This window comes from Salipiger sp. PrR007 (assembly GCF_010499845.1).
GTDB classification, from domain to species: Bacteria; Pseudomonadota; Alphaproteobacteria; order Rhodobacterales; family Rhodobacteraceae; genus Salipiger; species Salipiger pacificus_A.
In genome coordinates this window covers 24792-47363 of sequence record NZ_JAAGOZ010000010.1, presented here as the reverse complement: position 1 = coordinate 47363, position 22572 = coordinate 24792, and the positions used below count along the sequence as shown (strand labels likewise).

The window sequence follows — 22572 nt, the reverse complement described above, 5'->3', positions numbered from 1 at the left end:
CCTCCTCCGGGGCGTCAGTTTACCTCGATCCCCACGGATTGCAGGGAACCGGCGAGTGATCCTCCGAGCGCGCCGGCAATGCCGTCCGCGCTCCACCCGCCTTTCGCGATTTCATGTGCCGCTTCGACCGGATGCGCCCAGAGGCTCAGCCGGTCTCCGCCGATGCCGATACATTGCCCGGTCACCGAGCCCGCGGCTTCGGAGGCAAGATAGACGATCAGCGGCGCCACGTCCTCCGGCCCGCCGATCCCCATCTGCTGCCGCACGCTGTCGTCCAGCACCTCGCCGCGGGCCGCCTGCTCGGAAAGCTCGGCGAGCGCCGGGATGGTGGCGGTCATCGCGGTCAGTGCGGTGGGCACCACGGCATTCACCGTGACCCCGGCGCGGGCGAGTTCCATCGACCAGGTGCGCGCCATGGCGGCAATCCCCGCCTTGGCGGCGGCATAGGCGGTCTGGCCGAAATTGCCGCGCTGCCCGGCGATCGAGGACATGAGGATCAGCCGCCCCCCCTGCCCCGCCTCGCGCCAGTGCCGCGCGGCGGCCCGGGCGCAGGTGAAGGTGCCGCGCAGATGCGTCGCGATCACCGCATCGAAATCCGCGTCGGAGGTGTTCCATAGCACCCGGTCGCGCAGGAGCCCGGCGTTGCAGACAAAAGCATCGAGCCCCCCGAAGCTGTCAAGCGCTGCCGCGACGCAGGCCTCCGCCGCCTCCGCGCTGCCGATGGCGGCGACGCACGGCACGGCACTCGGGCCGATCTCCCGCGCCACCGCCTCCGCGGCGGCCGCGTCGATGTCGTTGACCACCACCGAGGCCCCGGCGGCCGCCAATGCCCGCGCCGTCGCGCGCCCGATCCCCTGCCCGGCTCCGGTGACCACTGCTACGCGCCCGTCGAGCCGGATGTCCCCCGCTTCGCTCATCGCCCCACGAACCTCGGCTTGCGCTTCTCCATGAAGGCCCGCGGTCCCTCCCGCGCGTCCTCCGAGGCCATGACGATGCGCTTGGCCTCGTCCTCCAGCGCAAAGCCCTCGTCCAACGGCAGCCCCGAGCTGCCGCGCACCACCCGCTTGATCTCGCGCAGCGAAACCGGGCCATTCTCGGCCAGCGCCGCAGCCATCTCGAAGGCTCGGTCCAGCACCTCGGCCTGCGGCACCACCCGGTTCACCAGCCCGATCTCGTGCGCGCGGGCGGCATCGATGGTGCCCCCGGTCAGCAAGAGTTCAAGCGCCACCGGCTCGGGGATCTGGCGGCTCAGTCGCACCAATGCCCCGGCAAAGGGAATGACCCCGCGCCGCGCCTCGGGCAAGCCGAACACGGCGCCCTCCGACGCAATCCGCAAGTCGGTGCCCAGCATGGTTTCCATCCCGCCAGCTAGGCAGAGCCCGTTGATCGCCGCGATCACCGGCTTGGCAGGCGGCGCGCGGCGCAGCGCCGAGCGGTCCTGCAGCCCCGGCTCATTGAGAAAGCGCCGGTCCCAGTCGTCCTCGGGGGCGCGGTCGCCCGACAGCAGCGGCAGCGTCCGCCCCAGATCGCCCCCCGCGCAGAAAGCCTGCGCCCCCGCCCCGGTGAGGATCGCCACCCGCAGTTCGTCCTCCGCATCGAAGGCGGCGAAGGCATCGGCCAGCCGGCAAGCCATCTCCGGTGAGATCGCATTGCGCACCTCGGGCCGGTTGAGGGTTAGCAAAAGCACCGGGCCGCGGCGCTCTTCGAGCAGGTGGGCTGCGCTCATGCGGTCGTGTCCTTTTCGAGCATCTCTTCGGCCATCCTTCGCAGGTCGACCTTGCGCACCTTGCCGTTCGCGGTCTTCGGCGTCGCCTCGATGAAGGCGATGTGGCGCGGCACCTTGTGGCGCGCGATCCGCGTCCGGCACCAGTCGCGCAGCGCGCCGGCCTCCAGCGTCTTGCCCGGGTGCAATACGACGAAGGCGAAGATCTCCTCGCCGAACTCTGGGTCGGGCACGCCGACCACCTGCGCCTCGGCGATGGCGGGGTGCTGCATCAACCAATCCTCGATCTCGACCGGGTAGATATTCTCGCCGCCGCGGATCAGCATGTCCTTGATCCGGCCAATGATCCGCAAGTGCCCCTCGGCGTCCATCACCGCCAGATCGCCGCTCTTCAGCCAGCCGTCGGCGCTGATGGTCTCGCGGGTCTGCTTGGCCATGTCGAAATACCCGGCGGTCACCAGGAAGCCTCGGATCTGAAGCTCGCCTTCCGCGCCGACGGGCCGGGTCTCGCCGCTCACTGGATCGACGATGCGGATCTCGACGTGCGGCAGCGGCACGCCCGCGGTCATCACCCGCGTCTCGAGCGGTTCATCGGGCGCCGTCTGGGTGATGATCGGGCTGCATTCGGTCATGCCCATGATGATCACCGGCTCGCAGCCGACGCGGGCATGCAGATCCAGCATCACCTGCGGCGGGATCGAGGTGCCCCCGGTGTAGGCGATCCGCCAGCGCGAGAGGTCACGCGCCCCCGCGACCAGCCCCGGGTCCTGCAGCATGCGGATGTACATGGTCGGCACGCCATTGGTGATCGTCCCGCCGTGGCGCTCGATGAGGTCGAGCAGCCGCCCCGCGTCGAAATCGGCCATCACGACGAGGCACCCGCCGGCGGCCAGCATCCCCATCACGTTGCAGACGCATCCGGCGGTGTGAAAGAGCGGCATCGCCGAGACCATCACATCGGTCTCGCGGTACCCGGCCCGCTCCGCCGCGAGCAGCGCGTTGTTGATCGTGCCGCGGTGGGTGAGCATCGCCCCCTTGGGTTTGCCGGTTGTCCCCGATGTATATTGAATCTGCAGCACGTCCTCGGGGCGCACCCCCTGCGCGACCTCGGCAAGCGCGGCCTCGGAGATCTCGGGCGCAGCCTCGAGGACCCCGTCGAAGGGCAGCGCCCCAGGAACCGCAGCCGCGCCGATTTGCACGACCAGCCGCAGATCGGGATAGGCGGAGCCGCCACCGGATCCGCTACTGGGGCGGCCACGGTCGAGCCCGGGCAGCATCTCCGCCAGCATCGCCCCGACATCGAACCCCCGGAAGACGCCCGCCACGAAAAGCGCCGAGACCCGCGCCTGCCGCAGCAGGTAATCCAGCTCGCCCTGCCGGAACGACGGGTTCACCGTCACCAGCACCGCCCCGATCCGACCCAGCGCATATTCCAGGAACACCCATTCAGGGCAATTGGCGGCCATTACCGCCACGCGCTGCCCCGGCCCGATACCATGCCCCAGAAGCGCCTTTGCCAATCGCGTGACTTCGGCGTCAAGCTCTGCGTAGGTCCATGTTGCGCGGGCCTGCGGCTCATCGAAGATGAGCGCCGGGCGCCCCGGCAGCGCCGCGGCTCGCTCGGCAAGCAGGGCCCCCAGCGTGGTTTCGCGAAGCGGCGCAGCCGACGCCTCGGGCAGCCAGTGCGCAAGACCTGTGGCGGTCACTGCCATCGACACGTTCCTCCCTCCGGGTCGACTCAGGATGGACGAAGTCCATGCCATACTGTACGTAATGGAACTGTTCGATGTAAAACAAAATCGTGGAGGACGTCTGTGCCGGTGCCCGAAAGCCAAGACCGCCAGCTGCGCCTCGACGCCGGAGAGGCCGAGGAAACCCTCGGCTACAAGCTGCGGCTCGCGCAGATCCTCGCGTTCCGCGGTTTCGAACAGAGGCTAACCGATTATGGACGCGCGCCGCGCTATCTGGGCCTTCTGGCGGTGATCCGCGCCCACCCGGGCCAGCCGCAGAGCCGGATCGCCGAGGCCGTGGCCCTGCCCCGATCAAGCTTCGTGACCATTCTCGATCAACTCTGCGCAGAGGGGCTGATCGAACGCCGGCTCATGGAACACGACCGCCGGTCCAACGGCCTCTGGCTGACGCCGCAGGGCGAGGACGTGGTGGGGCGGCTCCTGCTGGAAGCGCAGCGCTACGAGGCCGAGATGACCCGCGGCATGACCCCGGACGAGATCGCGAGCGGGCTGCGCGTGCTGCAAAAGCTCATCGACAACCTGTCCTGACGCAGCCGTCCCCGCTCCCGGGGAGTCGCGCCCCGGAAGGCGCTCTCTGGAAGGCGCGCTCCAGCCCTCGACGTACCCCTGCGCCGCGTTCAGCCCTGCGCCGGGAACTTGACGTGCACGCTCAGCCCGCCCGCGCTCTCGACGTTCAGGGTCGCCCCGTGCTGGAAGGTCAGCGTGCGGATCATCCGCCAGCCGAGCGACTGCGAGCGCTCGGGCCGCTCCGCGCCCTCCGGCAGGCCGACCCCGTCATCGGCGACGTTCAGGACCAGCCCGGCCTGCAGGCTGCCCTCCACCCTGACCGAGATCGTCCCCCGGTCACGCCCGGCAAAGGCGTACTTGTAGGCATTGGTGATCAATTCGCCGACGATCAGCCCGATGTCGATGACCAGCTTGCCCTCCAGCTCCATCTGCGGACAGACGACCCCGATCGTCACCTCGCGGCCACTCCCGCTGAAGGCGCGCTCGGCGTTCGAGGCGACCTCCTGCAACATCTCGCCAAGCTCGAGGTCGCCGGCCCCGGTGGTGCGCTGCATCAGCTCGTGCGCCTTGGCCAGCGCGCCAACGCGGATCTCGAGCTCTCGGAGCACCTGGTGGGTCTCCTCCGCCTCGGCCTGCGACTTGCTCATGCGGATCAGCGCGACGATCAGCGCAAGGTTGTTGCCCGTGCGGTGGTGCAATTCCTGCATCAGCAGATCGCGGTCGGCGATCCCCTCGGTCAGTGCCCGGTTCTGCTCGGTGAGCGCCGCCGTCGGATCCTTGGCGCTGAGCGCGCTCAGCGCTTCGGCGGCCCTTGCGGCAAGCAGGCCGCTGTCCGGCACCGCGGCCGAGGACAGGAACGAGGTGTTGATCCGCGTGCCTTCGTGGCCGGTCTCGACCTCGAACCGCTCGGCGATCCGCTGAACGCCGCGCAGCCCCAGCCCCATGCCCGAGGAAGAGGAGCCAACCGCACCGTTCGGGTCGAGGTGTTCCTGCGGGATGCCCCGGCCCTGGTCGATCACCGTCAGATCCAGCGCCGGCTTGCCGCGGACCTCGGTCAGCGCAAAGGTGGCCCGCCCCTTCTGGCCATGCTCGATGGCGTTGCGCCCCAGCTCGACGATCGCGGTCACCGTCCGTGTCCGCTCGAAGGCACCGAAGCCAAGCACGTTGGTCAGCGTCATCGCAACTTCGCGCAGCCGCGCGACATCGGCGCTCTTCTCGAGGTTCACCGTCGTCAGCTTCGCGGGTTTCATTGCTCGGGCCCACGGGTGATGCGCATCACCACGATGCTCGCGTCGTCGCGCCCCCGGAAGGCCCGGTCGAGGAAGAAACCGGCGATCACCAGCGGGCTCTTCTTGAGCAGCCCCGGCGGGAAATGCGCCTCGCGCAATGTCTTCAGACCGTCGCTGTGCAGGATCAGCAGGTCGCCCTCTGCCAGTTGCACGCTCTCCTCGTAGCCGCGCGTCGGCCCGGCACCGATCCGCCCGTCGCGCACCGCCATGCGGCGCACACCCTGCGCGCCGATCAGCAGCGTCGAGATATTCCCAAGGCCGGCGTAGCTCATTTTCATCGCTGGCTGGGCGATATGGACGATGGCCGCCACCGCGCCCCGCCGCCCGACAAGCTGCTCGGTGATCTGGCGCATCGTCGCGCCCGGTTCCTGCGACAGGCCCCCGGCGCGCCCGGCCGCATCCAGCACCTCGCCCGCCGCCGCCGCGGCCTCCGGCCCGTGCCCCAGCCCGTCGCAGAGCAGCAGGTCGGTCGCGCCGCGGGTCTGGCGCAGCTGGAAGTCGTCGCCGCACTCCCGCTCGTTCGGATGGCAGACTCGCAGCGCCGCCGCGTCGACCCCGAGGTCAGGTGCATCGGGCCGCGCCGCAAAGGTGCAGACCAGCGTCGTGCCGCTCTCGGCCGTACTGTAGATGTCGAAAGTGTCCGACAGGCGACGGATCGCACCGAGCCCGAGCCCGGCGGAATCCGCAGAGCTTTCCCCGTCCTGGAACATCCTGTCGATGTCGGAAATTCCCGGACCCCGGTCGGTGAAGATCATGACCAAGCGCATGGCGCCGGCGTTGCGCTGCACGTCGATCAACGCCCGGCCGCGGTCGGCGTAGCGCAAGATATTGGTCGTCGCCTCGCTGGCCACGATCGCCAGCTCGTCGATGCGTTGCTCGGGCAATCCCATCCCGGCGGCAAGCCGCCGCGCAAGGCGGCGGATCACGGCCACCGCGCTGCGGTCATCAATCTCGACCCATTGATTCATAGTTTCACGCTCATCGACACGGTCGTTCCCTCGCCCGGCACCGAGCGGATCTCGAAGTCATGCGCCAGCCGCTTCGCCCCGCCGAGCCCCCGGCCGAGGCCCCCGCCCGAGGTGTAGCCCTCGGTCATGGCCAGCGTCACGTCTTCGATCCCCGGACCCGTGTCCCGGCATTCGACGAGCAGATACTCTTTGCGGGCATCGAGATAAATCGAAATGTCGCCGCCGCCGCCGTGGACAATGGCGTTGCGTGAGATCTCGCTCACCGCCGTCGCGAAGCGGGTAACGCGAAGCGCGCTTGCGCCGCGCTCCTTCATGAACCGGGCCACCGCCTGACGTGCCGCCACGACATCGCGACTGGACGCGAGGGGCATGGCCGCAAGCAGGGTCCTGTTGGCTGTCTGTCTGCGCTCAACCACGCCGCAACTGCGCAAGCGCATGGGTCAGGCTGAGCGCGGTCCGTGTCTCGGTGAGATACATTCCCAGCTCGACCAGGGTCACCGCGACCGCCGGGCGCATGCCAACCACGAAGGTCTCGGCGGCCAGCAGCCGGGAGATCCCCGCGAGCTGCGCGATGACCCGGCCCACGAAGGTGTCGACGATCTCCAGCGAGCTGATGTCGAGGATCACGCCTTTGACGTTCTCCTTGGCGATCCGATGCGAGAGCATGTCCTGAAGTTCGACGATTTCCGTATCCGTGACGTCGTCCTGGATCGACACGAGCAGCGCGCGTTCGACCAGGGTTATCGACGTGACGCCGGACACCTCAGGAGGCCTCGGTGGTCTTGATGACGTAGCCGACCTTCTGCAGCGCATCCGACAGCGCCGTGCGGATGCTCGAGCGGGTCGAGACGGTTCCCACGTCGATGCCGAGCTGCACCATGGTCTGGGCGATCATCGGGCTGATGCCGCTGATGATGCACTCGGCGCCCATAAGGCGCACCGCGGCGGCGGCGCGCAGCAGGTGCTGCGCCACCTGCGTGTCGACGGTACCGACGCCGGTGATGTCCATGATCACCACCTCGGCCTGGCGCTCGAGGATGGTCTGCAGCAGGTTCTCCATGACCTCCTGCGCACGGGCGGAATCCAGCGTGCCGATCAGCGGCAGGGTCAGCACCCGGTCCCAGAGCTCGACCACCGGGGTCGACAGCTCGAGCATCTCCTGGCGCTGGCGCTCGATGATCTGGTCCCGCTCGCCGATGAAGATCTCGTTGGTGTAGATCGCAAAGGCATCGACCAGCCGCGTCACCAGCAGCACGTCGCGGATCAGCACGCTCTGTTCGACTTCGATCATTGCCTCGAGCCGGTTGAAGAGCGGGGTTTTCAGCGCCAGCACGAAGGTTGCCATCTCGGTCGGCGTCACGCCGCGGCTGACCCGCTCCTTGCTGACCTCCGAGAGCACCGCGCGCAGATCTTCCCAGGCATCGTCATCGAGGTTGAACTCCTCGCCGACAACGCCCGCACGAACCCCCTTGGCAAAGGCCTTGAGCAACTCCTGGTTCTGCGCCCGGCTCTCGGCATCAGAGAAAAGGTCCGAGCGTTTCACGCCCTCTTTGACCTGCGTGCCAAGCCACTCCTCGACGATGCCGGAAAAGCTCGTCTCGAGGATCGTCAGGATATTCGCCGTCGCGGATTGCGGCATTTGGAACCCCAGTGCTGAATGATGCGGCAGGTAAGCCAATTAGTCGCCCGAGAGTCAATGGCAAGACCCATCGCACGACCTGCTTTCCCGCGATTACAGCAGCTTCCGTCACGTAGGACGGCGTTCACCAGGCGCAGGGCGCCGCGCACATGAAAAGGGCGGGAGCTTTCGCCCCCGCCCTTTGAGCCAAATCGTCCGGCTCAGAGGCCCGCCGCCTCCATCGCCGCGATCACCTTGTCGGGCGTCGCGGGCATGTCGTAAACCCGCGCGCCGCAGGCGTTGCGCACCGCGTTCAGCACCGCCGCGCCCGCGCCAGAGATGCCCAGCTCGCCGATGCCCTTGGTCTGGATCGGGTTGGCCATGTCGTCGCGCTCCTCGAGGAACACCACCTGCATGTCGCCCGGCACGTCGGCATGGGCGGGCACGTGGTAGTTGGCCAGATCGCGGGTCACCACATGGCCGGTCCTTGGGTCATGCGCCATCTCCTCGGTCAGCGCCGCGCCCAGCCCCCAGATCATCCCGCCGAGCGCCTGCGAGCGGGCGGTCTTCTCGTTGAGGATCCGCCCCATGGCCATCACCCCGAGCATCCGCCGCACCCGCACCTCACCGGTGTAGGCATGGACCGCCACCTCCGCGAAATGCGCGCCGAAGCCCGACGAGAAATGGCTCTCCGAGGTCTCGCCGGCCTCGATGCTCGCCTCTTCGACCATCTCCTCCTCGACCAGCTCCGCCAGCGGGACCTCGCGGTTGCCGCCGCGGGCGATGCCATCCTGCAGCGTCAGCTCCGACAGGCTGCAACCCATGCGCCCGGCGAGGGTCTCGCGGATCGCCTTCGCGGCGAGGAAGGTCGCCGAGCCCGCCGAGTTGGCGCCAAAGGAACCACCCGAGCCCGAGGCCCCGGGGAAGCTGGTGTCGCCGAGGCGCACCTCGACCTTCTCCACCGGCAGGCCCAGCATCTCGGCGGCGATCTGTCCAAGGATCGCATAGCTCCCGGTGCCGATATCGGTCATGTCGGTCTCGACCACCGCGCCCTCTGCGCTCAGCCGCACCCGCGCCGCGGATTTCACCAGCATGTTCGAGCGCGCCGCCGAAGCCATGCCCATGCCGACGTACCACTCGCCCTCGCGGCGGCTGCCCATCGGCTTGCGCGCGTCCCAGCCAAAGCGCTCGGCGCCCTCGCGCAGGCAATCGCCAAGACGCGTGGCGCTGAACGGCTGACCGGTCATCGGGTTCTTCTCGGGCAGGTTCTTCAGCCGCAGCGCGACCGGGCAGATCTCAAGCGCCTCGGCAAGCTCGTCCATCGCCTGCTCGAGCGCCAGCATCCCCACGGCCTCGCCGGGCGCGCGCACCGAGCCCGCCGGCGTCCGGCAGACGCGCGCCACGGTCTGCGCGAAGCTGAGCCCCTCGGCACCGTAGAGGAACTGCGACGCCTGGCTCACCGGCTCGGCAAACCCTTCGCCCTTGAGGTTGGACACGCGGTCGTCATGCGACAGCGCCCGAAGGCGGCCATCCTTGTCCGCGCCGAGCCGCAGCCGCTGGCTGGTCTCGGTGCGGCGCAGCACGGCATCAAAGACGGTTTGCCGGGTCATCACCACCCGCACCGGACGCCCGAGCGCGCGGGCAGCCAGCGCGGCGGCCACCGCTTCGGGGCCAATGCCCAGCTTCGAGCCGAAGCCGCCCCCGATATAGGGCGCAAGGATGCGCACCTTTTCCGCCGGAATGCCGAGCGAATCCGCCAGCTCCTCCTTGTTGAACCGCAGCATTTGCAATGCGCCTCGCAGGGTCAGGCTGTCGCCTTCCCAGTCCGCCACGGCCGCATGCGGCTCCATCGCGGCGGCGGCTTGCGGCGCGGTGGTATAGGTGCGGTCGAGCGTCACCTCTGCCGCCCCGTAGGCAGCGTCGAAGTCGCCCGCGGTGTCGGGATCATCCTGTTCGAGCTCGTCGCTGCGGGCGGGATCGGTCACAACCTCCGCCTCGGCGTCGTATTTCACGACAAGCTGCTGCGCGGCATCGCGCGCCGCTTCGAAGCTCTCGGCCACCACCAGCGCAATCGGCTGGCCGTGGTAGTGCACTTCGTCGCCGGGCTGCACGGGGGCCTCGCCCGCCATGCCCTGCGCCGGGTTGCGGATGAAATCGGGGCCATGGAAGACGCCCAGCACGCCGGGCAGTCCCGACACCGAACTCTCGTTGATCTCGGTGACCCGGCCGCGCGCAATGGTGGCGCGCACCAGCACGCCCTGCGCGGCGCCCTCGGGCAGCCCGTCGGCGGCGTAATGCGCCCGGCCAGAGACTTTCTTCGGCCCCTCGGGGCGGTCGAGAGGGGCACCGACGATGCCCTGTCCCGTCTCGTCAAGCAGGCGCGGCTGCGCCTCGTCCATGCGGAAGCTCTTTGTCATGCCGGGGTCCTCGCGGTGCTGGCGCCTGTCGCGGTGTCGGCCAGTCCGGTGGCCTCGCGCAGCGCGGCGATCAGGGTGCGCCGCAGCAGCGGCTTCTTGAACTCGGTGTCGGGATGGCAGTTGGCCTTCGCGATCAGCGCGTCGGCAGCCTTGCCGAACGCCTCGTCGCTCGGAACCGCTCCTTCCAGCGCGGCCTCGACCTCCGGATCGGTCCAGGGCCGCGGCGCCACACCCCCAAAGGCCAGCTTGGCCGAGCCTATGTGCTCGCCGTCCATTTCCACCACAGCGGCCACCGAGACCAGCGCGAACGCATAGGAGGCGCGGTCCCGCACCTTCTTGTAAACCTGCCGCGTCTCCGCCATCGGCGCCGGCAGCCGCACGGCGGTGATGATCTCGCCCGCCTCCAGCACGGTCTCGATGTCGGGCCGGTCGCCGGGCAGCCTGTAAAGCTCGCTCACCGCAAGGTGCCGCGTCTCGCCCTCTTTCGAGCGGATCTCCACCTCGGCGCGCAGCGCCGCCAGCGCGACCGCCATATCCGAGGGGTGCGCTGCAAGGCAGTGTTCGGAAGTGCCGAAGATCGCCAGCATGCGCCCTACGCCCTCCTGCGCCGCGCAGCCTTCGCCCGGGCTGCGCTTGTTGCACGCCATGGCGGTGTCGTAGAAATACGGGCAGCGGGTGCGCTGCAAGAGGTTACCGCCGGTGGTCGCCTTGTTGCGGATCTGCCCCGAGGCGCCCGCGAGGATCGCCCGCGACAGCAGCGGCCAGCCGCTGCGGATGCGCTCGTCTGCCGCCAACTCGGAGTTGGTCACCAAGGCACCGACGCGCAGACCGTCGCCCTCTTCCGAGATACCCTGCAATTCCCCAAGCCGCGAGATGTCCACCAGCCGCGCCGGGGTCATCACTTGAATTTTCATCAGGTCGAGCAGGTTGGTGCCCCCGGCGATCACGCTCGCCCCCTCGCCGAGCGCGCCCGCGGCCCCCTCGAGCGTCTCGGCCCGGCTGTACTCGAAGTCCCTCATGACTTCACCTCCGCGGCCATGGCAATCGCCTCCCGGATCAGCGGATAGGCCGAGCAGCGGCAGAGGTTGCCGCTCATGCGCTCGGCAATCTCGGCATCATCGAGCGGCATCTCGCCCTCCAGAGAGGCCGAGGCATAAGACGGATCGCCCGCCCGCAACTCCTCGAGCATCGCGGTGGCCGAAACGATCTGCCCCGGTGTGCAGAAGCCGCATTGGTAACCGTCCTTGGCGACAAAGGCCTTTTGCAGCGCGTTCAGCGCCTCGGGGCTGCCGAGCCCCTCGATGGTGGTCACCTCGTCGCCCTCGTGCATGGCAGCGAGGCAGAGGCAGGAGTTCACCCGCTTGCCGTTGAGCAGAACCGTGCAGGCGCCGCATTGACCGTGGTCGCATCCCTTCTTGGTGCCGGTCAGCCCAAGCTGGTCTCTCAGGGCGTCGAGGAGGGTGGCGCGCGTGTCGTGCTCGACATCGCGGGACTCGCCGTTCACTGTGAATCGTGTCCGCATGTGGCTCTCTTGCTTGAAGGTGGCGGGGACTTGGGCGACGCGTATCGCCCCTTGCCCCCACAACGGCCCGAACGGCGGAGGGGTTCCAGACAGCCGGCTCAGCCCCCAGTGCGATCGCGGAAAGCCGCCACCGCCTGCGCCTCGACGGTAAAACTCTCACCGGCCCCCTCTGCGCAGCTGACCTCCGCGCGCGCGGTGTCGAGGATCAGCTCCCAGTCGCCCTCGGGCAGGGTGAAGCTGCAGGCCTCGCCGCCGTTGATCAGGATCAGCAGGTCCGGACAATCCTCCTGGTGGTGCCGCAGCCCAAAGGCATAGAGCCCCGCGTCCCCCCAGTCCTCCTCCGTCATCTGCCGCCCCTCGGGGTGCAGCCAGACGCTCTCGGTGGCTTCGGGGCGCGGCCAGAAGCCATAGGGCGCCAGGTGCCCGCGCCATTCGCGGCGCAGCGCGGTCAGCGCCGAAACGGTGCCGACCAGCTCCGGCTTCGCCGCCTCCCAATCGATCCAGGTGGTCTCGTTGTCCTGGCAATAGGCATTGTTGTTGCCGCCCTGCGTCTGGCCCATCTCGTCGCCCGCCAGCAGCATCGGCACCCCGTGCGAGACGAAAAGCGTCGCCAGCAGCCCCTTCACCCGCCGCACCCGCGCCGCCTCGATGCCCGGATCCTCGCTCGGCCCCTCCTGGCCCATGTTGTCCGACAGGTTGTTGCCGTGGCCGTCGCGGCCCTCCTCGCCGTTGGCCTCGTTGTGCTTGTCGTTGTACGACACCGTGTCCCACAGGGTGAAGCCGTCATGCGCAGCGATGAAATTCACCGACGAGGTCGCGGGCCGGTGCGAATGGTCGAACTGCACCGGGCTGCCCATCAGCCGCTCCGAAAGCGCGCCGAGCTTGCCCGGATCGCGCCGCCAGAACCCCCTCACGTCGTCGCGGAACTTGTCGTTCCACTCGCGGAAGGGCCAGGGAAAGCCGCCCACCCGGTAGCCGCCCTCGCCCACGTCCCAGGGCTCGGCAATCAGCTTGACCTGGCTCAGCACGGGGTCCTGCCGGATGGCGTTGAAGAACCCCCCTTCCCTCTCGAACCCCTCGGGCTCGCGCGCCAGCGTCGAGGCCAAGTCGAAGCGGAAGCCATCGACGTGAAAGGCCTCGACCCAGTAGCGCAGGCTGTCCATCACCATGCGCAGCACCATCGGGTGCGCCACGTTGAGCGTGTTGCCGGTCCCGGTGGTGTCAAACCCGTGCCGGCGGCTCTCGGGCGAGAGCAGGTAATAGCTGGCATTGTCGATGCCCCTGAACGACAGAGTCGGCCCCAGCTCGTTGCCCTCGGCGGTATGGTTGTAGACCACATCAAGGATCACCTCGATCCCGGCGGCGTGGAAGCGTTTGACCGCGGCCCGCACCTCGCGCACGTCCTCGGTCGCCAGATAGGTGCGGTTGGGCGCAAAGAAGCCGAGCGTGTTGTAGCCCCAGTAATTGCGCAGCCCCGCCTCGATCAGGTGGCGGTCCTGTGCCATGGCGTGGATCGGCAGAAGCTCGATGGTGGTGACGCCCAGCTTTTGCAGATGCTCGATGATCGGGTCCGAGGCCAGCGCGCGGAAGGTGCCCCGATCGGCCTGCACCACGCCCGGATGGCGCATGGTCAGACCCTTCACATGGGCCTCGTAGATCACCGTGTCCTGCCAGCGGACCTGCGGCGATGCATCCGCCTCCCAGTCAAACACCGGATCGGCCACCACCGCCTTGGGCATGAAGGGGGCGCTGTCGCGGGTGTCGAGGTCAAGGTCCGAGCCCCCCACCGGGTAGCCGAAAAGCGCATCGTCCCATTTCAGTTGACCGCGCATCGCCATGGCATAGGGATCGAGCAGCAGCTTGTGGGGGTTGAAGCGGTGGCCGTTCTCGGGCTCGAACGGCCCGTGCACGCGATAGCCATAGGCCTGCCCCGGCCCGAGGTCGGGGCAATACCCGAAGAAGATGCCGCCCTCGGCGCGGGGCAGCTCCAGCCGCGCGAGCTCCTCCTTGCCTGCCGCGTCGAAGAGGCACAGCTCCACGCTCTCGGCATGGTCCGAGAACAGCGCGAAGTTGGTGCCCTCTCCATCGAAGCGGGCCCCAAGCTGGTCCGGACGCGAGCGCGCGGGGTCGATGGTCACGTCACGGGGGTCGATCATCTCAGCTCTCCAAGGCCGAGACAGCGGCCATCTGCGGCGGATGCCGGAACAGGGCGCGCGCGGCGGGACGCCGCAGCGCCGTTTCCCGCCGGTTCATCATCTCGGCGGTGATCAGCAGTGTGCCACCGCTGCTGCGACGGAACCAGCGGGCATCCTCCTCGGCATCGAGCCCCGCCTGAAAGCCGTCGGGCAGGCGGACGCCGGAGCCGACGAGCGTATCGCGCAGGTGGCAGCGCCGCCCCACGGTGGCGCCGGGCAGCAGCACACTGCCCTCGAGCGCGCTGTCGCGGGCAAAGGTCACCGGGCGGCGCATGGTCTGCGGCAACGGCACCGGCGGCTCTGCCCCGGCAAAATCGAGCTGGCTTCGGCGGTAGGCGTCCAACGTGCCGACGTCGCGCCAATAGGCCCCCTGCCCCGCCCCGGCCTGCGGCATCCGCCAGACCGACAGCTCGCCCGCTGCCATCGCCATCGGCAGGATGTCATGTCCGAAGTCATGGCGTGTGTCCTCCCGCTCGGCATCCGCGCGCAGCGCGGCCTTCAGCCAGATCCAGTCGAAGACGTAGAGACCCGCCGAGGCCAGCGCCCGCTCCGGATCACCGCGCATCGGAACGGGGCGCGGCGGCTTCTCGGCAAACCCGATGACCCGCCCGTCCGGCCCTTCCTCGAAGACCCCGAAACCGCGCGCCTCGTGCCGCGGCACGGCGGTGGCGACCACCGTCGCGGCGCAGCCCTGCGCCCGGTGGTGCGCCAGCAGCGCGCGCAGATCGAGGTCCAGCACGTGATCCCCCGACAGGATCATCACCTCGCGCGGCGCATGTGCATCGATCAGCGTCGCGGTCTGGCGCAGCGCATCTGCAGTGCCGCGAAACCCGCAGGCAGCAAGCGCGGCGCCATCGCGCTGCAGGATGCCGCGCGGGAAGTGATGTGCCCAGCGATCCTCGAGGTGGCGCGACAGGTCACGCGGACGGTACTGGGTGGCCACAAAGAGGCTCGGGAAACCGGCCCGGGCCAGCGCGGCGAGAACGAAATCGACGATCCGCCCGTCGCCGGAGCCGAAGGCCACCGCGGGCTTGCACTGCCGGTCGGTCAGCTCGTGCAGGCGCGAGCCGCGCCCGCCCGCGAGCAGCACAGGCATGCATCGCTCGACGCTCGGGTCGAGGATTTCGGGAAATCGGATGCTCGATTGAGCGGAGGATATACGCATCTCAAGAGGCCCCATCAGGTCATAGGACAGCCCCGGGCGCGGCGCCCCGTCAGGGCGCCTCGACACTGGGTGTGTGTGGAATGATCTGACCGGCCGGACGATCCGCACGTGGAACCCTCCCGCACCTCCTATGGTTCCGCCAAAACCCCGCGGCCCGTGTCGAATTCCGTAAGCAAGATATTCCCGTGGGAGCCGTCGGGCGCGGGCGGCCCCGTGGCCTCTATACTGCCGGGGCGCCATCTGGCGGCGAACACGCGAAAATCGCCCCTGCGACCCGCCGCAACCTCGCATGGGGGCGCCCGGCCCGCCGCGCGCCGCGGATTTTCGGCCTAACCCATTGGGACTATTGCAAATAAACCAAAAACAAGCCGGAAAAACGCTGCAAAACCATTGGCTTGCCCAGAAAATGATGACGTTCGAGACCTCCCTGCCTACTCTATTGCCGAACCCGCTCTACATCGCGATGCCGAGCTGGATCAGAGCGCGGCTCGATCTCCCGCCGAACCGAGTCCGCCTCATTTCCACCGTCCGAAAACCGGAAGGGTCTTGAGGAGCGGATGTGTTTGACCCGTGCACTCCACCCCCCGACAGCGCGCGCAGTTCACAGCTGTGAACTTTCACGCCGCGCGACGGTCAAGGGCGAGGACCATGCGGTTCGAGGAGAAGGTCCCTTCCCGTGCCTTGCGGGTCAGATGGCGGAGGTAGCCCCCGGGATTTCGGATTTCAGAGAACCTCTGGAGCATGGCGCAGAGCGTCGCCGAGGCTTGTTCGGGACCCATGGCTGCCTTGGCGTCGGCCCAGGCGGAGTCGGAGATGCCGGTCATCGGACGGATCTTCTCTGCGGCTCGGATCAGGCTGGGCCAATCGTGGATCGGGTCGGGGGAGAAGACCGCGATCTCGGAGCACGTTCCGAGGACAAGGCGCAAGGGTGGCGGCGGCGCTGCCGGTTTCTCGGCAAATTGCGGAGCCTGGTCATCACAGGTCGAGGCGTCCTGCAAAGGTGCAACCGACACATCGGCCCGTTGTTCAGAGTCTAAAGAGTCTTTTTGTGACTTCTGTTGGTGCTGCTCATTTTGGGCTTCACTGCTGCTCATTTCTATCGTTTCGACGTCGAAGAGACGGGTCGCACGGAGGACGGCGGCTCGCAGCTTGCGCTCGATGTCTTCGAGAGTGTCGAGGTCGAGCTTCCGGCGCAGGTCCCGGGCCGTCAGGCGTGCGAGGTCGGAGAGCGCGTCCCACGGGCCCTCGGGCAGCTCGATACGGCCAAGGTCGGCAAGGGCCGCGAGGTCGCGACGCAGAAGGCTGGCGGTCTCGCGCAGGGCGCGTGTCCGGGCGTCGAGCAGACGGGTCTCCTCGGCGCGCTCCGCGATCTCGGCGGCGCGGCGGAGCAGGGGGCTCAGGTCGAACCCGAAGGCGATCTTCTCGCCGGCGACGCGGCGGGCGTAGCGCTTGCCGTTCGGGCTGTCGCGGCGGATCAGCAGACCGGCTTCGACCAGCCGCGACAGATGGCGGCGCATGGTCGAATTGGGCATACCGTTGGCGCGAGCGCAAATCGTCTCGTTCGACGGGTGGACGACCAGCGAGTGCGCGGGGTCGAGCCGGGCCTCGGGATGGAAGCTCAGAAGCGCCTGCAGCAGGGTGATGTCGCGATCGGCAAGCTCGAAGCTCTTGCGGGCCGTCGTGAGGTCGCGAAGGATTTGCCACTTGTCGATCGGGCAGGGGGCATCTGCGACCTGCTGCCGTGCTCTCAGAGAGCCCAGGACAGCCTCAGCCGTTCGCCCAAAAGGCGTGATTGGGGTGTAACCCATGTTTTTCATTCACGAAGACAAGAAATAGCCGTTCCGCAAATCGAATTCGACTTGCGGGCAGAGGCTCCAGACACTACCTTGAGGGTGCTAAGAACAAGTGAGGGTCTCGTAGAGCGTAAGCTTTGCGGGGCTCTTTCTTTGTCGGGCTCGTGCCTCCTATCTCTTTGTTATCGTTGACTGCTCAGTCTTCCGCGCGGCTTTTCCAGCGCGCGTGAAGCTCTTCGATGACGGCTTGCGCCTCCGACTCGATCCAATCGGCGAAACGCGGGTCGTCAAATTCCATGTTGAGGCCCTTGGCGGTGCGTTTCAGCGTGCCGGCCTTCCTGCCGTTCACCACGAGGGCCTGACGCCGCGGCTTTTCCGCCGATTTCGCGCGCGGCACTGCCGGACGGGCAGGGGAGGGGGTCAGATGGCCCATCACCACCTCGAAGGCTGCGACGGAGACGTCCTCGGGCGGGGTCTCGCCGCTGACCACGGCGACCTGTGCGCGGGTGTGCACGTCGTCGGCAAGCCGCGCCAACTCGTCCTTGTCGGCCCCGGTCTGCTCGATGGCGCGGGCCATGGCCTCCCAGCGGGGGCGGCCGATGCCATGGGCGGCGCCGATGGCGGTGGCGAGCTCGGCGCCGATCATTTCGGCCACCGACAGCGCCATGGAGATCGACGACTTGCTGACGGTCAGCACCTCGGCGACCTGGCTCTGGTTGCCGAAACCGGTATCGACCAACTCCTTGGCGAAAAGGGCCTTTTCGATGAAGGACAGATCGCGGCGGGCCATGTTCTCGGAGATCTGCGCGGTGACCGCGTCGCGCTCGTCGAGCGTGGCGACCAAGGCGCGGACCTTGGTGACCTTGTCGGAGCCGCGGATCGCCTCGAGCCGGCGGCCGCCGTAGACCAGCAGGTAGCGCCCCTCCTGCTCGGGGTTGCGGCGCACGAGGATCGGCACGGTCTGGCCATTGGCCTCGATCGCGTCGCGCAGGTCGATCACATCGGCGGGGTCGAGCCGGTCACGGGTGCGCAGGTCGTCGATCTGCGCCGGGTCCAGTTCCCAGACCCGGTGGCTGTCGACCGCGTCGCGGGCAGAACGCAGCGCACGGTTCGAGGCCATCATCGGCGAGCCAGCGCTGCCCTGTTTGCCCGCGGCGGCGAGGCTGTCGAGCATGGACATGCGTTTCTTGCGGGTGTCACTCATCGGTCAGGTCCTCGGTGTCCTGTTTGCCTGTTCCCTTCGTCGGCCCTCATCGGCCCCAGGTCTTCTGGATCAGCGCGGCGATCTCGTCGTTCACCGCGTTGAGGCTTTCCAGCGCGCGGTCGTAGGTGGCGCGGGTGAAGGCGCTGCGATCGACCTCGTAAAGCGTCTGCTTGGTGAGGCCGGCATCGGAGATGGCGGTGGATTTCAGCATCGGTGCGTTCAGCACCTTTTCGGCATACATGGTGCGCAGGAAGGCGACGATGCGGTTCTGCGGCGCGTCGGTCGGCTCGTAGCGGGTGAGCAGGTAGCGCATCCAGTCGTGCTTCATGTTGGCGCCCGACTCGGCGATCACGTCCATGAGGTCGGCGGTCATGCGCAGGAACTGCGACATCGACATGACGTCGAGCATCTCGGGGTGGATGGTGACCAGCACGCCGGAGGCGGCCGAGAGCGCCGACATGGTCAGGAAGCCGAGCTGCGGCGGGCAGTCGATCACCACCACGTCGTAGCGCTCGTCGACCTGCGAGAGCACGTCCTTGACACGGAAGAAGAAAAGCCCGGCGTTGCCCTGCGCCAGCGCGCGGGGGGTCTCGTGCTCGAATTCCATCAGCTCGAGGTTGCCGGGGATGAGGTCGAGCCCGGGGATGTAGGTCGGGCGGATGACCTCGGTGATCGGCACCGGGTCGTCGTAGCGGATCGCGTCGTAGAGCGTGCCGCCCTCGGGCAGGTCGAACTCGGGTTGCACCCCATGCAGCGCGGTGAGCGAGGCCTGCGGGTCGAGATCGATTGCCAGCACCCGGTAGCCCAGAAGCGCAAGCCGCTGCGCGAGGTGGGCCGAGCTGGTGGTCTTGCCCGAGCCGCCCTTGAAGTTCATCACGCCGATGACCTGCAGATGGTCGAGATACTTGTCTTCGCTGCCCTCTGGAGCAAGGCGGCGCCCGGGCAGGTAGTCGCCGGGCTTGCGGGCGGTCTTTTCGAGCAGGATTCGCAGCTCGTGGATGTCATGCACCGAATAGTGCCGGCGGTTGCCGGGGGTCAGCTCGGGGGAGGGGCCCTTGCCGTCGAGGTGCAGCTTGCGCAGGTACGAATCATTCACCCCGAGAAGCGCCGCGGCTTCGCCGGAGGTGAACTTGCGCATTTCCTTGGAAGCATCTGGCGGAAAAAGACTTTCTGCCTGCGCATGAAGCTGCGCGGTCAGCCGTTCCGAATGGTCGCGAATAACCGCGTTCAGATCGTCTTCTTCGGTGATATCCTGCATCTGCGCGCTGTCCTGCTCACTGTCTTGCCACGGGCTTTGCCCTGTGCTGCCTCGTGCCGAGCCCTGTTCCGTTTGGCGTCTTTGGCGCCTTGTCGTGTTCACGGTTTCTGGCGTGTTCCGGCTCTTTTCCGTGACTATTGCCGGAGCGACGCGAGTCGCGCAAGAAGTTTTCCACATTCGTCAGTAGGATGGCGGCTTCCGTGCCTCGGGAAGCACCTTGCAGGTGACAGCGTGTCGCCGGGGCCCGGACGCTGGACAGGCGGTTTGACCGCCGTGCGCGGGCCGGTCATCCCTTTGAGCGTTGCCGCGCGCGGGGCGCGCCGCGGCCGATCAGCGCCACCAGATCGGCGGTGACCGCGACGAGGTTCACCCGCGGCGGCACCGCCACGTAGACCGGCCGCCAGTCGGGATCAAACTTGGTCTTGAAGGCCCGCAGCCCCTCGAAATTGTAGAAGGCGCCGCCGTGCTGGTAGACGAAAGCGCCGAGCTGGCTGCTGAGCCGTGTGCCGCGCCGGGTCTCGAGACCCGAGAGTGGCGCATTGCCGAGGCTGAATTCGGCAAAGCCCTCGGCCTTGAAGTGTAGAAGGAGCTCGGTGAAGAGGAACTCCATGACCCCCGCCGGAGCCTCTTCGACGTGGCGCATCAGATCCAGCGTGGCCCCGCTGCGGGGGTCGGTCTGCCAGAGGTTGGCAAAGGCGACGATGCGCCCCGCGTGGCGGATCACCGCGATCGGCGTGCGGTCGAGGTACGCGGGCACGAAGGCGCCGACGGAGAAGCCCTTTTCGCCGCCCGCCTTGCCGCGCAGCCAGGCGTCCGAGATCGCCTGTATCTCGGCCATGAGGGCGGGCGCATGCGGCGGCGCCAGAACTTCGAAGCTCAGCCCGTCGCGCAGCGCGCGGTTGTGCGTGGTCCGCAGGCGCTTGCGGGCGCTGCCCTCGAGCGAAAAGGCTGCGAGATCCACCACCGCCTCCTCGCCGAGCTTGTGCAGCGCGAGGCCCATGTCGATCCAGAGCGGGGCGGAGGCGCCGGAGACGGCGTAGAACACCGGGCGGGCGTTGGCGGCATAGGCGGCGTCGTGGAACTCCCAGGCCAGCGCGGCGGCCTCTCCGGGGCGGCCCACGGGCTCGTGCAGGGCGACCCAGCTGCGGCCCTGCGTGCGGTACATCAGGAAGCTCTCGCCGCTTGCCGAGAAAAGCAGCGACTTGTCCCCGGTAAGCGCAATATTGGCCTCGGGTGTGTCGCTGCCGCGCAGGATGGTCTCGGCGCGGTCGAGATCGGCGGGGGTCGGCAAGCTCAGCGAAAGCCGCCCCGGCCGCAGCGCGTAGCGCAGCAGGAAGAGCCCCATGACGATCAGCCCGACCAGCATGGCGCGCAGGGCGCGGGGCGCGGCGCTGTCCTCGGCGAATTGCCACCACATGTCGCCGCTGTAGGGGGTCGCCTTATGTGCGAAGAACAGCACGCCGAACAGCATCAGCCCGAGCGAGAGCATCAGCAGCAGCCAACGCAGGCTGAGCACGTTGCGGGTGAGCCGCGTCGCCCGGTAGAACTCGCGCCGCGTCGGCAGCAGGACCAGCGCGCCGAGCCCCAGCAGCACCGCGCGGTCATAATCGACTCCATGCGCGATGCTCGCCCCGGCGCCGACCAGCAGCGCGAGGAGCGCCAGCCACCACGCCCCCTCGACTCGGCGCAGCAGCCCGTGGGCGATCACCAGCAGGCAGGCGCCGAGCGCGCTCGACAGCAGCGCGCCGCCCTCGACGAAGAACAGCGGCAGGACAAGCTCCAGCTCCTCGGTCCAGGCGTTGGTGGGGGGCAGAAGGCTCGCGATCATCATCATCGCCCCCGAGGCGAAGACCATCGCCGCCATGGCAAGCGGGGTCAGCGCGCTGATCGCGCGGAACACCGGCAGCATCACCGCGCGGGTCGGCCCGCTGGCCATGCGCAGTTCGGCCAGCGCCATCAGCGCCAGCGCCACGGCGAAGGGCACGAGGTAGTAGACCATCCGGAAAAGCAGCAGCCCGGCCGCTGCCTCGCTCACCGGCACCGAGCGGGGCAGGGCGGCGATGATGATCGTCTCGAACACCCCGACGCCGCCCGGGACGTGCGACAGCACCCCGGCCATGACCGCGACAGAGAAGACCGCGAGGAAGGTCGGAAAAGCGCCTCCGCCGGTCGGCAGGAGCAGGTGAAGGACCAGCGCCGAGAGCAGCGTCTCGACCGCGGTGAAGACGAATTGCCCCGCCATCAGCCCCGGCGAGGGCGGCCGGAAGCTGAGCCCGCGCAGGGTGAAGGGCTTCTGGCGCAGCGACAGCGCGAGCATGAGGCCGGAAATCACCGCGATGCCGGCGACGGCGGCCCAGCGGATCACCCCCGGCGGCCAGTGGATCAGCGCATCCAGCGCGTGCGGGTGCCAGACCAGCGCGGCAAGGCCGATCACCGAGGCGCCGGTGCCGAAGGCCACCGAGCCGAAGACCGAGATCGCCGCAATGTCGTAGGGAGAGAGCCCGAGCGCAGAGTAGATGCGGTAGCGCACCGCGCCGCCGGTGACCGGGCCCGCGCCGAGGTTGTTGCCGATGGCGTAGCCGAGAAAGCCGCCCGAGGCGACCACCGGGAAGGGCAGGCGGCGGCCGATGTAGCGCAGCGCCGACCAGTCATAGCCGATCAGCGCCGCATACCCCCCGAAGGTGCACAGCAGCGCCAGCGCGACGGTGGGCATCGGCGTGGCCCGAACCATGTCCATCACGTCTTGCAGGTGGACCGGTGCCAGCAGCCGGTAGAGCGCCCAGCCCCCCGCGGCAAAAAGCGCCGCGGTGATGAGGTAGGGCAGGAGCAGTCTTGCGCGCGCGCGGGTCGTGTCGGTCACATGTCGGTCCATCGTCGAGGCGGCAAGGCATCACCGGGACGATGCCCTGCGACCCGCCGGTCAGTGCTTCTTGGTCTGCGGGCGCAGCGACCACATGCTGCGCAAATCGAATTCGGTGGCGAGGTGCTGGAGCCCTCCCATCCCCGCATGACCGATAAGATAGACCCAGACAAGAGAGCCGAAGGCCGCGTGCAGCTCGACCAGGCCGTTGCCGGGGCGGTCCGGGCGGTCCGGCACCATGACGTCGTCGTTGCCGCTGATCGCCTTTATCAGCCCATCCCGGCGATCGGCCACGGCATCTT

Annotated in this window: 19 protein-coding genes; 1 reads left to right on the top strand and 18 read right to left on the bottom strand. The window is 68.3% G+C overall.

Going from position 1 to position 22572, the window contains the following annotated elements; all coding sequences use genetic code 11:
* Positions 1 to 14: 14 nt before the first annotated feature.
* Genes G0Q01_RS02745 through G0Q01_RS02735 form a run of 3 tightly spaced genes read right to left on the bottom strand, consistent with a single transcriptional unit; the run spans position 15 to position 3435 of the window.
* Positions 15 to 917 (bottom strand): SDR family oxidoreductase, encoded by a 903-nt coding sequence (locus G0Q01_RS02745; protein WP_203594874.1) that lies wholly within the window; start codon positions 915 to 917, stop codon positions 15 to 17.
* Positions 914 to 1726 (bottom strand): enoyl-CoA hydratase/isomerase family protein, encoded by an 813-nt coding sequence (locus G0Q01_RS02740; RefSeq protein ID WP_108970768.1) that lies wholly within the window; start codon positions 1724 to 1726, stop codon positions 914 to 916. Before G0Q01_RS02740 ends, G0Q01_RS02745 begins: the two co-directional genes overlap by 4 nt.
* The gene (locus G0Q01_RS02735) at positions 1723 to 3435 is read right to left on the bottom strand and encodes an AMP-binding protein (protein ID WP_164213007.1); all 1713 of its coding nucleotides are present in this window, start codon (positions 3433 to 3435) and stop codon (positions 1723 to 1725) included. The genes G0Q01_RS02740 and G0Q01_RS02735 overlap by 4 nt, the downstream gene beginning before the upstream one ends.
* 108 nt (positions 3436 to 3543) lie before the next feature.
* On the opposite strand from G0Q01_RS02735, the gene G0Q01_RS02730 reads away from it, so the two are divergent.
* A complete protein-coding gene (locus tag G0Q01_RS02730; protein ID WP_159099711.1) occupies positions 3544 to 4002 on the top strand; it encodes a MarR family winged helix-turn-helix transcriptional regulator in 459 nt (152 codons plus the stop codon).
* A gap of 89 nt (positions 4003 to 4091) precedes the next feature.
* Here the strand turns inward: G0Q01_RS02730 and G0Q01_RS02725 are convergent, their stop codons facing one another.
* The 15 genes from G0Q01_RS02725 to G0Q01_RS02655 form a co-directional block, all read right to left on the bottom strand.
* Entirely contained in the window at positions 4092 to 5231 is a 1140-nt protein-coding gene (locus G0Q01_RS02725) for a sensor histidine kinase (protein ID WP_164190051.1), read from the bottom strand.
* Positions 5228 to 6238, bottom strand: coding sequence for an ATP-binding SpoIIE family protein phosphatase (locus G0Q01_RS02720; protein ID WP_164190049.1), 1011 nt, complete (start codon positions 6236 to 6238; stop codon positions 5228 to 5230). The genes G0Q01_RS02725 and G0Q01_RS02720 overlap by 4 nt, the downstream gene beginning before the upstream one ends.
* A complete protein-coding gene (locus G0Q01_RS02715; RefSeq protein WP_164190047.1) occupies positions 6235 to 6609 on the bottom strand; it encodes an ATP-binding protein in 375 nt (124 codons plus the stop codon). The genes G0Q01_RS02720 and G0Q01_RS02715 overlap by 4 nt, the downstream gene beginning before the upstream one ends.
* A 37-nt stretch (positions 6610 to 6646) precedes the next feature.
* Complete coding sequence (locus G0Q01_RS02710) at positions 6647 to 7000, bottom strand: STAS domain-containing protein (protein ID WP_254694594.1); 354 nt, start codon at positions 6998 to 7000, stop codon at positions 6647 to 6649.
* 1 nt (position 7001) lies between these two features.
* Entirely contained in the window at positions 7002 to 7877 is an 876-nt protein-coding gene (locus G0Q01_RS02705; protein WP_108970774.1) for an STAS domain-containing protein, read from the bottom strand.
* A gap of 200 nt (positions 7878 to 8077) precedes the next feature.
* Positions 8078 to 10273 (bottom strand): xanthine dehydrogenase family protein molybdopterin-binding subunit, encoded by a 2196-nt coding sequence (locus tag G0Q01_RS02700; protein ID WP_164190044.1) that lies wholly within the window; start codon positions 10271 to 10273, stop codon positions 8078 to 8080.
* Positions 10270 to 11292, bottom strand: a complete 1023-nt coding sequence (locus G0Q01_RS02695; protein WP_164190042.1) for a xanthine dehydrogenase family protein subunit M — start codon at positions 11290 to 11292, stop codon at positions 10270 to 10272. The genes G0Q01_RS02700 and G0Q01_RS02695 overlap by 4 nt, the downstream gene beginning before the upstream one ends.
* The gene (locus G0Q01_RS02690) at positions 11289 to 11795 is read right to left on the bottom strand and encodes a 2Fe-2S iron-sulfur cluster-binding protein (RefSeq protein ID WP_164190040.1); all 507 of its coding nucleotides are present in this window, start codon (positions 11793 to 11795) and stop codon (positions 11289 to 11291) included. Before G0Q01_RS02690 ends, G0Q01_RS02695 begins: the two co-directional genes overlap by 4 nt.
* Before the next feature lie 98 nt (positions 11796 to 11893).
* Entirely contained in the window at positions 11894 to 13951 is a 2058-nt protein-coding gene (gene glgX, locus G0Q01_RS02685) for a glycogen debranching protein GlgX (protein ID WP_164190038.1), read from the bottom strand.
* 1 nt (position 13952) lies between these two features.
* On the bottom strand, positions 13953 to 15086 hold the full coding sequence (locus G0Q01_RS02680; RefSeq protein WP_164213006.1) for a sugar phosphate nucleotidyltransferase: 1134 nt from the start codon (positions 15084 to 15086) through the stop codon (positions 13953 to 13955).
* A 686-nt stretch (positions 15087 to 15772) separates the two neighbouring features.
* Positions 15773 to 16963: a plasmid replication protein RepC gene (gene repC / locus G0Q01_RS02675; RefSeq protein WP_164213005.1), complete on the bottom strand. Its 1191-nt coding sequence runs from the start codon at positions 16961 to 16963 to the stop codon at positions 15773 to 15775.
* Positions 16964 to 17144: 181 nt separating this feature from the next.
* The gene (repB, locus tag G0Q01_RS02670) at positions 17145 to 18152 is read right to left on the bottom strand and encodes a plasmid partitioning protein RepB (protein ID WP_164190032.1); all 1008 of its coding nucleotides are present in this window, start codon (positions 18150 to 18152) and stop codon (positions 17145 to 17147) included.
* A 46-nt stretch (positions 18153 to 18198) separates the two neighbouring features.
* The gene (repA, locus tag G0Q01_RS02665; RefSeq protein WP_164190030.1) at positions 18199 to 19410 is read right to left on the bottom strand and encodes a plasmid partitioning protein RepA; all 1212 of its coding nucleotides are present in this window, start codon (positions 19408 to 19410) and stop codon (positions 18199 to 18201) included.
* Positions 19411 to 19696: 286 nt separating this feature from the next.
* Positions 19697 to 22270 carry a bifunctional lysylphosphatidylglycerol flippase/synthetase MprF gene (gene mprF / locus G0Q01_RS02660; RefSeq protein ID WP_370457161.1) on the bottom strand — a complete coding sequence of 858 codons (2574 nt, stop codon included), beginning with the start codon at positions 22268 to 22270 and terminating at the stop codon, positions 19697 to 19699.
* 60 nt (positions 22271 to 22330) lie between these two features.
* Positions 22331 to 22564, bottom strand: a complete 234-nt coding sequence (locus tag G0Q01_RS02655; protein ID WP_164190026.1) for a hypothetical protein — start codon at positions 22562 to 22564, stop codon at positions 22331 to 22333.
* Positions 22565 to 22572: the final 8 nt, after the last annotated feature.